The organism is Pauljensenia sp. 20925_1_34, from assembly GCF_041432775.1.
GTDB lineage: Bacteria > Actinomycetota > Actinomycetes > Actinomycetales > Actinomycetaceae > Pauljensenia.
Window position 1 is genome coordinate 100,687 of the sequence record NZ_JAPWAG010000002.1, and the last position, 14,313, is coordinate 114,999.

14 protein-coding genes are annotated in these 14,313 nt (G+C 66.8%); 1 reads left to right on the forward strand and 13 read right to left on the reverse strand.

What is annotated here, in order from left to right:
- Positions 1 to 114: 114 nt before the first annotated feature.
- Positions 115 to 471 carry a permease gene (locus tag O3669_RS01400; RefSeq protein ID WP_295918989.1) on the forward strand — a complete coding sequence of 119 codons (357 nt, stop codon included), beginning with the start codon at positions 115 to 117 and terminating at the stop codon, positions 469 to 471.
- 94 nt (positions 472 to 565) lie between these two features.
- On the opposite strand, the gene O3669_RS01405 is transcribed toward O3669_RS01400, so the two are convergent.
- The 13 genes from O3669_RS01405 to O3669_RS01465 form a co-directional block, all read right to left on the reverse strand.
- Entirely contained in the window at positions 566 to 937 is a 372-nt protein-coding gene (locus tag O3669_RS01405; protein ID WP_295966284.1) for a cupin domain-containing protein, read from the reverse strand.
- Positions 934 to 1,755, reverse strand: a complete 822-nt coding sequence (locus O3669_RS01410; protein ID WP_371523353.1) for a methyltransferase domain-containing protein — start codon at positions 1,753 to 1,755, stop codon at positions 934 to 936. Before O3669_RS01410 ends, O3669_RS01405 begins: the two co-directional genes overlap by 4 nt.
- 81 nt (positions 1,756 to 1,836) lie before the next feature.
- Complete coding sequence (locus O3669_RS01415; protein ID WP_371523355.1) at positions 1,837 to 3,510, reverse strand: phospho-sugar mutase; 1,674 nt, start codon at positions 3,508 to 3,510, stop codon at positions 1,837 to 1,839.
- A 3-nt stretch (positions 3,511 to 3,513) separates the two neighbouring features.
- A complete protein-coding gene (gene deoC, locus O3669_RS01420) occupies positions 3,514 to 4,167 on the reverse strand; it encodes a deoxyribose-phosphate aldolase (protein ID WP_371523356.1) in 654 nt (217 codons plus the stop codon).
- Between the two features lie 19 nt (positions 4,168 to 4,186).
- Positions 4,187 to 4,894 carry a purine-nucleoside phosphorylase gene (deoD, locus tag O3669_RS01425; protein WP_314768084.1) on the reverse strand — a complete coding sequence of 236 codons (708 nt, stop codon included), beginning with the start codon at positions 4,892 to 4,894 and terminating at the stop codon, positions 4,187 to 4,189.
- Between the two features lie 109 nt (positions 4,895 to 5,003).
- Positions 5,004 to 5,987, reverse strand: a complete 984-nt coding sequence (locus O3669_RS01430; protein WP_371523357.1) for a sugar-binding transcriptional regulator — start codon at positions 5,985 to 5,987, stop codon at positions 5,004 to 5,006.
- A gap of 29 nt (positions 5,988 to 6,016) precedes the next feature.
- Complete coding sequence (locus O3669_RS01435; protein WP_371523358.1) at positions 6,017 to 7,303, reverse strand: thymidine phosphorylase; 1,287 nt, start codon at positions 7,301 to 7,303, stop codon at positions 6,017 to 6,019.
- 13 nt (positions 7,304 to 7,316) lie between these two features.
- Positions 7,317 to 7,772 carry a cytidine deaminase gene (locus O3669_RS01440; RefSeq protein ID WP_295918969.1) on the reverse strand — a complete coding sequence of 152 codons (456 nt, stop codon included), beginning with the start codon at positions 7,770 to 7,772 and terminating at the stop codon, positions 7,317 to 7,319.
- Between the two features lie 14 nt (positions 7,773 to 7,786).
- Positions 7,787 to 9,061: an ABC transporter permease gene (locus O3669_RS01445; protein ID WP_371523359.1), complete on the reverse strand. Its 1,275-nt coding sequence runs from the start codon at positions 9,059 to 9,061 to the stop codon at positions 7,787 to 7,789.
- Positions 9,048 to 10,184, reverse strand: a complete 1,137-nt coding sequence (locus O3669_RS01450) for an ABC transporter permease (RefSeq protein WP_371523360.1) — start codon at positions 10,182 to 10,184, stop codon at positions 9,048 to 9,050. The genes O3669_RS01445 and O3669_RS01450 overlap by 14 nt, the downstream gene beginning before the upstream one ends.
- Positions 10,184 to 11,746 (reverse strand): ABC transporter ATP-binding protein, encoded by a 1,563-nt coding sequence (locus tag O3669_RS01455; RefSeq protein WP_371523361.1) that lies wholly within the window; start codon positions 11,744 to 11,746, stop codon positions 10,184 to 10,186. Before O3669_RS01455 ends, O3669_RS01450 begins: the two co-directional genes overlap by 1 nt.
- Before the next feature lie 93 nt (positions 11,747 to 11,839).
- Entirely contained in the window at positions 11,840 to 12,937 is a 1,098-nt protein-coding gene (locus tag O3669_RS01460; protein ID WP_371523362.1) for a BMP family protein, read from the reverse strand.
- 213 nt (positions 12,938 to 13,150) lie between these two features.
- Positions 13,151 to 14,239 carry a BMP family protein gene (locus O3669_RS01465; RefSeq protein ID WP_371523363.1) on the reverse strand — a complete coding sequence of 363 codons (1,089 nt, stop codon included), beginning with the start codon at positions 14,237 to 14,239 and terminating at the stop codon, positions 13,151 to 13,153.
- Positions 14,240 to 14,313: the final 74 nt, after the last annotated feature.

Genomic DNA, 14,313 nt, shown 5'->3' on the forward strand with positions numbered 1-14,313 from the left:
GCGCCCCGCTCGCTGTCGCCTCATCGGGACGAGGCCGGGGCCGGGTAGAATGATCGGGCGGCTGACGCGACCCGTGAAACAGCCGTGAAACGCTCGTTATTTCTGGAGGTTCCCGTGTCCGTCGCATTGATCGCCGTCTTCGTTCTGGTTGCCTTGGCGCTCGTCGCGGGCGGCCTCTACCTCTTCTCCTCGGGCCTGACGGCGCGGGCGGGCGCGTGCCGCCCTCCGTTGGGCCTGCGCCTGCCGGGCGTGGAGCCCGGCTCCGAGGAGTGGGAACGCGCGCATCGCGCTGCCTGGCCGATCCTTTTTGGCGGCGGCGTCCTGGGCACCGCCCACGGGATCGCGCTGGCCGCAACGACCTTCATGGATGCGCGTGTGAGCGTGCCACTCGTCTTCGTCGTCTCGGGCCTCATCGTTGAGGTCGGCCTGTGGCTGGTCGCACGAGGCGCCGGCAGGGCCTCGCTCACGTAGCGCGTGCGCTCGGGCGGTGCACCGCTCAACGACGGGGAACCCCGGCCTCGTTGCTCTCAGACGAGGTCGGGGTTCCCAGCTTGGTAGGAGCGTTTCAGGCCGTGGGGCGCTCGCGACGATCCAGCATGTACAGGGCCAGCTTCGAGGGCTCAAGCGCGCGCACCGCGTGGGGCAGGCGCGTGCCGAAGTGGATGACGTCGCCAGGCTTGAGAACAACGGTGCGGCCGTCGGCCTCGATCTCGAGGGCGCCCTCCAGGGTGTGGAGGATGACCGGCATCGCGGCGGTGTGCTCGCTGAGGATCTCGCCCTTGTCGAAGCTGAAGAGCACCAGGCGCACGCCCTCTGCGTGCATGACGGTGCGCGAGACGGTGGCCCCCTCGTTGATCTGAACCATCGAGGCGATGTCCTGCAGGTCCGTCATGATGGGGGTGGGGACCTCGGTGTTGGATTCGGGCGAGAGGCTCATTCGTTCTCCTTGGGTTTGCGCGCGACGATGGCGACGCCGCACAGGTTGCGGTCATACTTCTTGAACGTGCGCGCCATTGTCGCGACGCGCCCGCGCAGGTCTTTGTCGCGCACGACGTTGCGGGCGACGCGCAGCGCCCCGCGCACGCCTTCGTCCGCAATCATGCGGCCGGGCTTGAGCAGAGCCATGGGTGCCATGCGGGTTTCTTCGACGATGAGGCCGACCTCTTCGAGGGCGCGCCTCCAGTCGGCGACGGTCAGGGGTCGGGCGTTGACGCTGATGGCACGCGCGAGGGCTTTTCTGATCTCGGTAGCAGGTTCCTCGCCGATGGAGTCGGGGCGCATCGCCAGCTCGTGGATGACGTAGCGTCCGCCGGGGCGCAGAATACGCGCGGCCTCGCCCATGATGGCGCGCTTGGCCTTTTCGCCCTGCATGGACAGCATGGCCTCGCCGACGACGACGTCCGCACTCTCGTCCGGCAGCCCGGTCTCGGCCGCGTCCGCGTTCACGCATCGGCCCACGCCCGAGGCGATGGCATCGACGCGCGCGCAGGCGTCGGGGTCGCGCTCAACGCCGGTATAGGAGGAGGGTCCGACGCCAATGATCGCCCTCGCCGTAACCCCCAGGCCCGGGGCGAATTCGACGACGTCAGCGCCGGGCAGGACGGCTCGCTTCAGTGCCCACGTGCTCAGGGCCAGGCCGCCGGGGCGCAGGACCGTCTTACCCGCTCGCGCGAGCACCCAGTGTCCGGGCGTCTTATCCACGGGACGGTCAGCAAAAGGCAGGGCCTCCGTTGGAGATTCAATGCGAGGTGACATATACGCAAGTATAACGTTATCTATTTTTGTGCGCAGGGATTCACCCCTATTAAATCTGCCGACGGAGGCCCCCACCAGCGATTACAGGCCGATAATCCGACCGAACTCGCTCTTGATCAGCTCCAGACGCTCACGCGCGGCCTCCCACGGCACCGGCTCACCCTCGGGAGCGGGCAGGATGACCTCGAGGTAGCACTTGAGCTTCGGCTCGGTGCCCGACGGGCGCGCAATCACGCGGTCCCCGGCCTCGGTCACAACCAGGACGCCGTCCGTGGGCGGCAGGCCCCGGTAGCCCTCCGACAGGTCCGATACCTCAACAACCGGCGAGCCCGCCAGGACGGACGGCGGCTGGGCGCGCAGGCGAGCCATGCCAGCGGCGATCTGCTCGATCTCCTCGACGCGGAAGGTCAGCGGGCCGGTCACGTGCAGGCCGTGAACGTGGGCCAGGCGATCCAGCTCGTCCCACGCGGTGCGCCCCTCGACCTTGAGCGCGGCGAACAGCGACGCGGCGACAACCGAGGAGGCGATGCCGTCCTTGTCGCGCGCAATCTCCGGGTTCGGGCAGAACCCGATGGCTTCCTCGTAGCCGAAAGCCAGCTTGGGGGCGCGCGCGATCCACTTGAAGCCCGTGAGCGTCGTGTGGTGGACCAGGCCGTGCGCCTCGGCGATGCGGGCCAGCAGGCGAGAGGACACGATCGAGTTGGCGAGCGAGCCCTCAAGGCCGCGCGCCGCGAGGAACTCGCCCAGCAGGCACCCGATCTGGTCGCCGCTGAGCGGACTCCACCCGGCCTCGGCACCCGGGTCGGGCACCGCGAGCGCGCAGCGGTCAGCGTCGGGGTCGACCGCGATGATGAGGTCGGCGCCCTCGGCCCGGGCCTGCTCGATCGCCATGTCCAGGGCGCCGGCTTCCTCCGGGTTGGGGAAGGGAACGGTCGGGAAGTCCGGGTCCGGCTCGGCCTGCGCGGCCACGAGCGAGACGTTCGCAAAGCCTGCCTCGGCCAGGACGCGCGCGGTCATGGACGCCCCCACGCCGTGCATGGCGGTCAAGACGATGCGCAGGTCCGCGCGGGCGGCCTCGTCGCCGGAGGCCAGCTTGACCGCTTCGGCCACGTATTCGTCGCGGGGGTCCACGGCCTCGACCAGGTCGTCATTCATGGGAACCTGGTCGGCCGGCGGGGTCGCCTCGATGGCCGCGGCGATCTCGGCGTCAAAGGGCGGGACGATCTGGACGCCCTGTCCGTCGCCGGTGACGACGCTTCCGCCCAGGTAGACCTTGTAGCCGTTGTCCGGGGCGGGGTTGTGCGAGGCGGTAACCATGACGCCCGCGTCCGCGCCGTAGTGGCGCACCGCAAACGAGGTCAGCGGGGTCGGGTTGGCCTGGGGCAGCGCGAGGACGCGTACGCCGGCAGCAGAGGCGACGCGGCAGGCGGCCGTGGCGAACTCCGAGGAGCCGTAGCGCGCGTCGCAGCCGACGACCAGGGTCGGGGTGCCCGTCGCGTGACGCTTGACAACCTCGCACAGGCCGGCGGTCGCGCGGATGACGACGGCCAGGTTCATGCGGGATTCGCCGGGGCCGACGACGCCGCGCAGGCCCGCGGTGCCGAACTCGAGGGGGCCGTTCATGGCGGCGCCCACGCGAGCCAGGGCCTCCTCGTCTCCGCCGCGCGCCGCCTCGATGTCGGCGTTCAGGGACGAGGCCGTGGCACTGTCGGGGTCATGGTCAGCCCACTGCTGGGCCTTGTCGAGCAGTTCCATCACTTAGTCCTCCAGCCCTGCCAGGATGGCGGTGGTGGCCGAGACTCCCAGGCGGGAGGCTCCGGCTTCGATCATGGCGAGCGCCGTGTCGGCGTCGCGAATGCCACCCGAGGCCTTGACACCCAGGGCGTCGCCGACCGTGGCGCGCATGAGCGCGACCGCGTGCGTCGATGCGCCGCCCGCCGGGTGGAAGCCCGTCGACGTCTTGACGAAGTCGGCACCGGCGGCCATGGAGGCCGTGCAGGCGGCGACGATCTCGTCGTCGCTCAGGGCTGCGGACTCGATGATGACCTTCAGGACGCGCGGGGCGGGCACGACCCGGCGCACGGCCGCGATCTCTTCCTCCAGCTCGTGCAGGCGCGCGTCCTTGACCAGCTCAACGTTGATGACCATGTCGACCTCGTCGGCGCCATCGGCGACGGCCTGGGCGGCCTCGAAGGCCTTGACCTGGGGCTTGACCGCGCCCGAGGGGAAGCCGACCACGCAGGCAACCTTGAGCCCCTCGGGCACGTCCAGGGGCAGCATCGAGGGGGAGACGCACACCGAGAAGGTGCCGGCGGCGGCGCCCTCCTCGACGATGCGCGCCACGTCCGCGGTCGTGGCCTCGGGCTTGAGGATCGTGTGGTCGATCATCGCGGCCACATCACGCTTGTTCATAGGGTACGTTCCTCTCGTGTCAGAGCGTGGCCAGCGGAAGGGCCAGCTCCATCATCGCGGTGAAGGCGGTCTGGCGCGCCTGAGCGTCGGTGACCTCGCCCGTGACCAGGGAGTCCGAGACGGTGAAGATACCCAGCGCCTCGACGCCCGCGTGGGCGGCGGTCGCGTACAGGCCAGCGGTCTCCATCTCGACCGCGAGCACGCCCATGCGCTGCCAGCCCTCATTGAAGGTCGGGTTGGCGTTGTAGAAGGTATCCGAGGACAACACGTTGCCAACGTGGACCGGGACGTCGGCCTCGCGGGCGCGGCGCACGACATCCTCCATGAGGCGGAAAGAACCGATCGGCGCGTAGGAACCGGGCAGCTGGTACTGATCCAGGAACGCGGAGTTCGAACAGGCCGCCTGGGCGACGACGACGTCGTAGAGGTGCATGTCGGGCTGGAGCGCGCCACACGTGCCCACGCGCACGAGGCGTGTGCAGCCAAACTCGTGGATCAGCTCGTAGGCGTACAGGGAGATGGACGGGATGCCCATGCCCGAACCCATGACGGACACGGGCGTGCCCTGGAAGGTACCCGTGAAGCCGAGCATGTTACGCACCGCGTTGAACTGCTGGACGTCCTCCAGGTAGTTCTCGGCGATGAACTTCGCGCGCAGCGGGTCCCCCGGCAGGAGGATGGTCTCGGCGATGGGGGCGGTGGGGTTGATGTGCGGTGTCGAGCGCATGTGTCCTCCGATACGTCGTGGAGCGGTGGCTCCGTTACGGCTTCTTTACCTGTTCGCAAGGCTATGCCCTGCATTGTCATAGTGTCAACGACTGAATTGACAAGTGTTCTCATCCGTCGAGGGCGTCGTTGCCCGCCCTCGACGGGGGTGCCTCGCCCTGCCTGTCCAGCAGCGCGAGGGCCAGGTCGTGGTCGACCACGAGGTGCGTGGCCAGCCCCATGTGCAGCGCCGTCTCCAACGCCGCGGTCTTGGTGCGCCCGCCCGCCACGAGGACGCGCACCGGGCGCGAACGCAGCTCCTCCAGCCGGATGCCGACCGTGCGCTCGTCGATGGCGGCCAGGGCGACAGTGCCCGCGCGCGTGTAGAAACGCGAGCACGCGTCTCCCACGGCGTCGCGCAGCAGCGCGTCGACCTCGCCGGCCTCGAGTTGGCCCAGGTTCAGCGAGAGCGACTCCTTCTTGACCGCGCCGACCGTGAACACGGCGATATCCACGCCGCGTCCCTCCCGCAGGATCCGCTCGATCCCCCGGTCCGCCCGCACGATCGAGGCCGTGGCCGTGTCCTCGAAAATAACGGGCAGAGGCAGGTAGCTGGGTTCAGCGCCGAAGGCGTCGCAAAAGGCGCGCATGATCTCGAAGTCGTGCGTCGCCCGGTCGGAGAAGGAGGTTCCGCCCTTGAGCTGGACGACGCGCACACCCTGGCGCGGGGAGCGCGCCAGGTGGGAGGCCACGGCACTCATCGTGCGACCCCAGGAGATGCCGACGCTCATGTCGTCGCGCACCAGCCGGGCCACCAGCTCCGCACCGACGCGCCCGACCTGGGAGATAGCCTCGGCCTCGTCCGCGACGCAGCCGTGGGCCACGCGCACGCACGCCAGGGCAAAGCGCTCCTGCAGGCGCAAGGCTAGCTCGGAGGCTTCCTCGCGCGGATCATGGATCTCGACGGTCACGAAACCGCGGGCGCGGCCGTGGGCCAGGAGCTTGGCAACCGTGGGGCGGGAGATGCCCATGCGGGCGGCGACCTCGGCCTGGCTCAGGTCCTGCTGGTAGTAGGCCTTGACCGCCTCGATCGCCGCTTCGTCGCGCCTGTCCACGTCCGTCCTTCCCGTGCCCGGCCCAGCCGTCAGGAGATGGTCTCCAGGACGACGCGGCGCTGCTCGAGCTCCACCCCGTCGGCGATACCGATGCCGCCGGACAGAGCCTCCAGCGCGCGGTCGATGCGCCACTCGTCGTCGGTGTGCAGCGTCAGGATCGGCTGCCCCTTGGTGACGCGCTCGCCCGGCTTGGCGTGGATCTCGATGCCGGCGCCTGCCTGCACCGGGTCCTCCTTGACGGCGCGACCCGCACCCAGCCTCCAGGAGGCCACGCCCACGGACAGGGCGTCCATCTCTGCGATGGTTCCGTCGGCCTCGGCCAGCACCTGGTGGGTGTGCGCGGCGCGCGGCATGGGAGCGTCGGGATCGCCTCCCTGCTCACTGATCATCGCGCGCCAGCGGTCCATCGCGCGGCCGTCCGCCAGGGCGGCCTCGACGTCGGCGTCGTGGACGCCAGCCAGCTCCAGCATGTTGCGCGCCAGCTCGCAGGTCAGCTCGACGACGTCGGCGGGTCCGCCGCCGGCGAGGACCTCAACGGACTCTTCGACTTCGAGCGCGTTGCCGATCTTGCGGCCCAGCGGCACGGACATGTCGGTGAGCAGGGCGCGCGTGGCGACCCCCGCGTCGCGTCCGAGGTCCACCATCGTGCGGGCGAGCTCACGAGCGGCGTCGATATCCTTCATGAAGGCACCCGAGCCGACCTTCACGTCCAGGACCAGGGCACCCGTGCCCTCGGCGATCTTCTTGCTCATGATCGAGGACGCAATCAGCGCGATCGACTCCACGGTCGAGGTGATGTCGCGCAGCGCGTAGAGCTTCTTGTCCGCGGGAGCCAGGCCTGATCCGGCCGCGCAGATGACCGCGCCGCAGCCGGACCCCAGCTGAGTCATGATCTCCTCGTTGGACAGCTGCGCGCGCCACCCGGGGATGGCCTCGAGCTTGTCGAGGGTACCGCCCGTGTGCCCCAGGCCTCGGCCCGACAGCTGCGGGACGGCCACGCCGAAGCAGGCGACCAGCGGGGCCAGGGGCAGCGTGATCTTGTCGCCCACGCCGCCCGTGGAGTGCTTGTCGGCAGTCGGCTTGCCGATGGAGGAGAAATCCATGCGCGCGCCCGAGCGGATCATCGCGTCCGTCCAGCGGGCGATCTCCGCACGGTCCATTCCGCGCAGGAAAATCGCCATGGCCAAGGCGGCCATCTGCTCGTCCTTGACGACGCCCTTCGTGTAGGCGTCGATCGTCCAGTCGATCTGGTCGGGGGTCAAGACGCCCCCATCCCGCTTCGTGCGGATGATGTCAACGGCATCAAAGAGTGCCATTCGTTCCTTCTTTCTATTCCGACGAGGCCTGGGCCGGGTCGGACACAATGTCTGGCCTGGGGGCAAGGCGGGATGCCGCCTCCTCCAGGTCGTGTGGGCCAAAGGCGCCGGGCAGGACCTGCGTCATGTCGGCGACGCCCCCGGGCATGAGAACCTGGCATGCCGGTCCTCCGTGCTCGTAGATGAGCTGGCGGCAGCGCCCGCACGGGGCGACCGGCACGCGCTCCCCGTTGACGGCGACGACCGCGACGAGCGTGCCGCCGCCGGTGCGGATCAGGTCGGAGACCATGCCGCACTCGGCGCACAGCGTCGCCCCGTAGCTCGCGTTTTCGACGTTGCATCCGCTGACGATGCGCCCGTCGTCCGTCAGGCCCGCGGCCCCCACGGGGAATTGGGAGTAGGGGCAGTAGGCGCGGGTCATCGCGTCGATGGCCGCGCCCAGCAGGGCGTCCCAGTCGAGCTGTGTCATCGTAACCGTGCCTCTCACTTCACGTAGGGGACGTTCTCGGCCGCGGGGGCACGAGACTTCCCGACGAATCCGGCCACGGCGATGATCGTCACCACGTAGGGGATCATCGAGACCAGGTCGGCGGGGATCGCGGGCTCAATGTTGGGCAGCATGCGGGCCAGGGCCTGCGCGAAGCCGAACATGACGGCCGCTGCCATGGCACCCACCGGGTTCCACTTGCCCAGGATCATCGCCGCCAGGGCAATGTAGCCGTTGCCCGCGGAGATGTTGTCCGTGAACGCCAGTCCCGACCCGATCGTGAAGAACGCGCCACCCAGGCCAGCGAAGGCCGAACCCAGGATCGTGTTCACCGTGCGCGTGCGCCCCACGTTAATGCCGACGGTGTCGGCCGCGCGCGGGTGCTCGCCGCAGGCCCGCAGACGCAGGCCCCAGCGGGAACGGAACAGGAAGAACGCCAGCGCGATAACGGCCACGTACATGAGGTAGACGAGGATCGACTGGTCGAAGAGCACCGGCCCAATCACCGGAATCTCAGACAGGCCAGGAATCTTGATGTCGGTGAGCGAGTAGCGGTTCGTATTCAGCGCACCCTGGTTTGCCTTCATGATCGTCCCGTACAGGAAGGTCGTCAGGCCAAGAGCCAGCACGTTCAGGACGACGCCGACGATGATCTGGTCCACCCCGTACTTCACGGAGAAGAGCGCCAGCAGGGAGCCCAGCAAGGCGCCGGCCAGAGGAGCCGCCACCAGGCCCGCGTAGGGGGTCTGGAAGTAGGAGGCGGCCATGACCCCCGCGAACGCGCCGACCAGCAGGTCGCCCTCAATCGCGATGTTGACGACGCCGACGCGCTCGGAGATCACGCCCGAGAGCGAACCGAAAATCAGCGGCGTCGAAATCGCCACCGTCGAGACCAGGGTCGAGGTCAGCGTCACCGCACCGGTCGAATCCGAGCCGGCGTAGAGCAGGAAGCCCAGGATCGTGGACACGCCGACGACGACCATCCCCGCTGTGCGGGCCCACGACGGGTCCTCAACGCGCCGGATCGTGCTGGCCAGCGTCCACGCCGTGATGACGAGGATCAGGGCCGCAAGCACCCACACAATCGGGGCACCAGCCGTGACGATGTCGGGGATCGTGTAGGACTGCGACTTGTCGTTGAGTCGGATCGTGACGTCACCGTGCGTTGCGACGCTGAAAACCAGCGCCAAAACGCTGGCGGCCACGTACGCGCCAGGAAGCTTCCAGGAGCGCTTGGCCAGAACCTGCGTGTCCTTCTCACTTGTGCGCATCGTCGTTCCCCTTTCCACTGGCTGCCAGGCGCTTGGCGTCGGGAAGCCTGAACAGCCACCGCACCAACGCCGGCGCGGCAATCAGCAACACGATCACAGCCTGCAGGATCAAAATCATGTCGATCGGCACGTCTTTGGCCTGCATCGCGTAACCGCCCGCCTTGAACGCACCAAAGAGCAGGCCGGCACCAAACGTTCCCCACGCCTTGTTGCGCCCCAGCAGGGCCACCGTGATCGCGTCGAAACCAATCGAACCGGCCACGTCACGAGAGACGTACCCGAGAGTACCCAAGGCCTCGTTCGCACCCGCCAATCCCAGGAACGCGCCCGAGAACATCATCGTGACCGCCGTGATGCGCTCGACTGAAATACCGGCCGTACGGGCCGCAGCCGCGTTCGCGCCGACCGCGCGGATCTGGAAGCCCAGCGTGGAACGCTCCATCAGGAACCAGAACACCGCCAGCGCAACAAGCGCGACGATCAGGCCCCAGTGCAGCTTGATCGGACCGCTCATCAGCTTGGCCAAGGCAGCCGAATCAGCAACGTTGGGAGTGATGGGCTGATTCGAATTGGGCTTCTGCCACGCCTTCTGGCTCAGCACATAACCCAGAGCCAGCGTCGCAATCGAGTTGAGCATGATCGTCACGATCACCTCGTTAGCGCCCGTTTTGGCCTTCAAGAAGCCAGCGATGCCACCCCAAGCGGCGCCCGCGACGATCGCGGCCGTCAGCGCAACGAGGGTGTGCACCACCGGAGGCAGGCTCAGCGAGAAACCCACCCACACGGCCGCGAGCGCACCGGCGATCATCTGGCCCTTACCGCCGATGTTGAACAGGCCCGCACGGAAGCCGAAGGCCAGGCCCAGACCCGAGATGATCAACGGAATCGCAAAGTACACCGAGTCCATCAGCGGCTTAATCGTTCGCACGAAGGTCGATGCCTGCGGGTCCACGATCGCGCCGCGGAACATCGCATAGTAGGCATCCGTCACCGACGCACCGGTCATAGCAATAAGAATCGCGCCGATCAAGAACGCGATCACGACCGAGATCACCGAGACAAACCACTGAGAACCAACGATCCTCGTGAACACACCGAGGGACGCGGTGTTTTTCTTATTCATCACTTCTCCTGCCCCTCCACGTCGCTACCAACGCCGCTCGTGGACGAGGTCGCCATGGCCTCGTCCAGGGGAACACCCGCCATCATGAGACCCAGGACGTCGCGCCCTGTGTCCGGCGGAACAATGCCGACAATCCGGCCGCGATACATGACCGCGATCCGATCAGCCAGGGCCACGACCTCGTCGAGCTCCGACGAAATCAGCAGCACCGCGCAGCCTTGGTCGCGCGTGTCCACGATCCTGCGGTGAATAAACTCGATCGACCCGACGTCCACGCCTCGCGTGGGCTGGTTGGCCACCAGCAGCTTCAGGTCCCGTGACATTTCGCGCGCAACGACGACCTTTTGCTGATTGCCGCCCGACAGGGACGAAATCGGGTCGGTAATCGACGTCAGGCGAATGTCGTACTCCTCCTGCTTCTCGCGCGCGTTGCGGGCGACCGCGCCCAGCTTACGAACCGGGCCGACGGCAAAATCGGCGGCATCGAACTGGTCCAAGACCAGGTTGTCCGCAACCGAGAAGGAGGAAATAATGCCGTCCGTCGAGCGATCCTCCGGGATGAACCCGAGGCCCGCCTCCAGGGACTTGCGGGGCTTGGCGCGCGTGATATCCGCGCCCTCCAGGGTAATCGTGCCGCTGTCGGGAACACGCAGACCCAGGATCGCCTCGGCGAGCTCAGTCTGCCCATTGCCCTGCACGCCGGCGACCGCGAGGATCTCGCCGTGCTGGACCTGGCAGGAGACGTGATCGAGCTCGGGCACGCCGTTCGCGCCCAGCAGGGACACGTTGTCAAAGACGAGGCCCCCACCGCGAGGGCGCGCCGGCTCCTTGTCGACGCGCATGAGCACCTCGCGGCCCACCATCTGGGAGGCCAGGGATGCCTCGGAGTCGGTGGGCGAGGCCTCGCCCACGACCTTTCCGCGTCGAATCACCGTGATCTCGTCGGCAACCGCGCGCACTTCGCGCAGCTTGTGCGTGATGAACACGATCGACGTCCCCGAGTCGGCGAGCTGACGCATGATCGTCATGAGCTCGTCCGTCTCCTGCGGGGTCAGCACGGCCGTCGGTTCATCCAGGATCAGGACCTTCGCCTGACGCGACAGCGCCTTGACGATCTCGACGCGCTGCTGCGCACCAACCGGCAGATCCTCGATCAGCGCATCAGGATCCAGGTCGAATCCGAATCGCGCCGACACCTCGCGCACAGTCTTGCGCGCGCGTTCGCGGCTGATGATGCCGGCGGGACCCGTCGGTTCAAAGCCGAGCGCAATCGACTCGGCCACGGTAAAGACCGGAATCAGCATGAAGTGCTGGTGAACCATGCCGATACCCGCGGCGACCGCGTCGCCCGGTCCCTTGAACGTCACGGGCTCCCCGTCGATGAGGATCTGCCCTTCATCGGGCTGATGCATCCCGTACAGGACGTTCATGAGTGTGGACTTGCCCGCTCCGTTCTCTCCGAGCAGGGCGTGGATGTGCCCCTCCTCGATCGTCAAGTTGATCGAGTCATTGGCGGTGAGGGGACCAAACCTCTTCGTGATCCCCCGCAGCTCTAGTTTCATTCCTTCGACCTTCCCCAGTACAGGCGCGCGATAGCCTCCCGAAACCCGGGTGGGGCTGCCGGCACACCTGCCGACAGCCCCACCACAGGGACATCACTTCGGGGCGTTCTGCGATTCGATCTTCAGGTTGCCGGACTTGATATCGTCCGCGAGCTTGTCCAGCTCGGACCTGAGCTCGTCGGAGACCTTCGCATCGAAATCGTGGAAGGGAGCGAGCGAGACACCACCGTTGGCCAGCGTGCCCACGTACGGATCCGAGGTGAACTTGCCGTCGACGGAGTCCTTGATGGCCTGCTCGACCGAGGCGCCGATCTCCTTCATGACCGAGGTCAGAACGATCGAGGAGTAGTCGGGGTTGGCCTCGTACCAGTCGGAGTCCACACCGATGATGAAAGTGTTGCCGTCGGCCTTGGCGGCCGCCGCGGCGCCCAGGCCCACGGGGCCAGCGACGGGCATGATGATGTCGGCACCCTGCGAAATGAACTGCTGAGCCTGCTCCTTGCCGAGGGTCTGGTCGTCGAAGTTCTGCGTGAACGAGCCGTTCTGCGCGGCCTTGTCCCAGCCGAGCAGCTGCACGGTGGTGCCCTTGGCCTTGTTGTAGGCGTCAACGCCGTCGGCGAATCCATCCATGAAGACCGTCACCGAGGGGATCTGCATGCCGCCGAAGGTGGCGACCTTGCCCGTCTGCGTCATGCCCGCAGCGGCGTAGCCCGCCAGGAACGCGGCCTCTGCCGTGTTGAACAGGAGCGGACGACCGTTGTCGAGGGTGACGGGCTTGGAGCCGTCGGAGAAGCTGGAGTCGATCAGGGCGTAGTGCACGTCCGTGTTGTCTTCCGCAGACTTGTGAATCGCCTGCTCGAGGTTGAAGCCGACGCCGATGATCAGGTTGCAGCCATCGGAGACCATGGCCTCGACGTTGGGAGCAAAGTCGGTGTCAGAGCTGGACTCAGCCGTGTTGATCTTGATGCCCAGGCTGGTCTGGGCGCTCGTGAGGCCGTTATACGCGGACTCGTTGAAGGACTTGTCGTCCCAGCCGCCGGCGTCGGAGACTGCGCAGGCCTTGAAGGACGCAGCGTCCTTAGCCTCGCCAGAGCCACCGCCGGACCCGCCGGCGCTTCCCCCGCCGCCACATGCGGACAGCGCGAGCGATGCAATGCCCGCCGCAGCGACGAGCTTCGTGAGGTGCTTCATGAGTATGTTCCTTTGTTGATGCGGATTCTTCGATGAATCAATGACGGCGCGGGCTCGGACCCTGTTCGCAGCGTGCCTGCGAACATTTGCATGAGTCGACTTTTACGTCTGATCCGAGTGTCCCGCGCCGTCTCAGTCCCTGTCAAGGACTGGTTGTTCTCGCTTTGATAACGATTACGTGATCATCTGGCCGCCAGCGAGAGGCCAGAAGGCTTACTTCGGAGCGTTCTCCGATTCGATGACAAGCGTTCCCTTCTTGATCTGTTCGGTCAGCTTGCTGATCTCCTGCTTGACCTCCATGGGAACCTGAGCCTCGAAGTCATGGAAGGGAGCAAGCGAGACGCCGCCGTTGGCCAGCGTACCCACGTAGGGATCCGAGGTGAACTTCCCCTTGGTCGAATCCTGAATGGCCTGCTCGACCGCGGCACCGATCTCCTTGCGAACGGAGGTCAGCACGATCGAGGAGTACTGGGGGTTGGCCTCGTACCAGTCGGTATCCACGCCAACGATCAGCGTGTTTCCACTGCTCTTGGCAGCCGCGGCAGCGCCCAGGCCCACGGGGCCGGCGACGGGCATGATGATGTCGGCGCCCTCGGAGATGAACTGCTGTGCCTGCTGCAGGCCCAGCGACTGATCATCGAAGGAGTCGGTGAACGCGCCGGTCTGGGCTTCCTTATCCCAGCCCAGCACCTGCACGGAGGCGCCCTTGGCCTGGTTGTAAGCGTTCACGCCGTCGGCAAATCCATCCATGAACACGGTCACGGCGGGAATCTGAGCGCCGCCGAAGGTGGCGACCTTACCCGTCTTCGTCATTGCGGCCGAGGCATAGCCCGCCAGGTAGGCGGCCTCGGAGGTATTGAAGAGCAACGGGCGACCGTTCTCGAGAACAACGGGGTTGGTGCCGTCGGAGAACCCGGAGTCGATAAGGGCGTAGTTGCGGTCCGTGTGCTTCAAGGCGGACTCGTGGATGGCCGGCTCGAGATGGAAGCCGACGCCGATGATCAGCGTGCAGCTGTCGTCAACCATCTTCTCGACGTTGTTCGTGAAGTCCTCCACCGTGTCGGATTCGGCGGTATCGACCGTCACCCCCAGGAACGACTTGGCCTCCATCAGCCCGTCATAGGCGGACTGGTTGAAGGACTTATCCTGCCAGCCGCCGGTGTCTGAGACGGCGCATGCCTTGAAGGGAAGCTCAGCTTTGGCCCCATCAGACTGCTGGGCCACATTTCCATTTCCAGCACACGCGGTCAAGGCGAGTGTGAGCGCGCCCATAGCGGCGGCAAATTTGACGGACTGCTTCATGAATATCTCTCTCTAGCGACGCGAGTCTCTTGCGTATTGATGGTGGTGCGGGAACGAATTTCTCACACTATCGC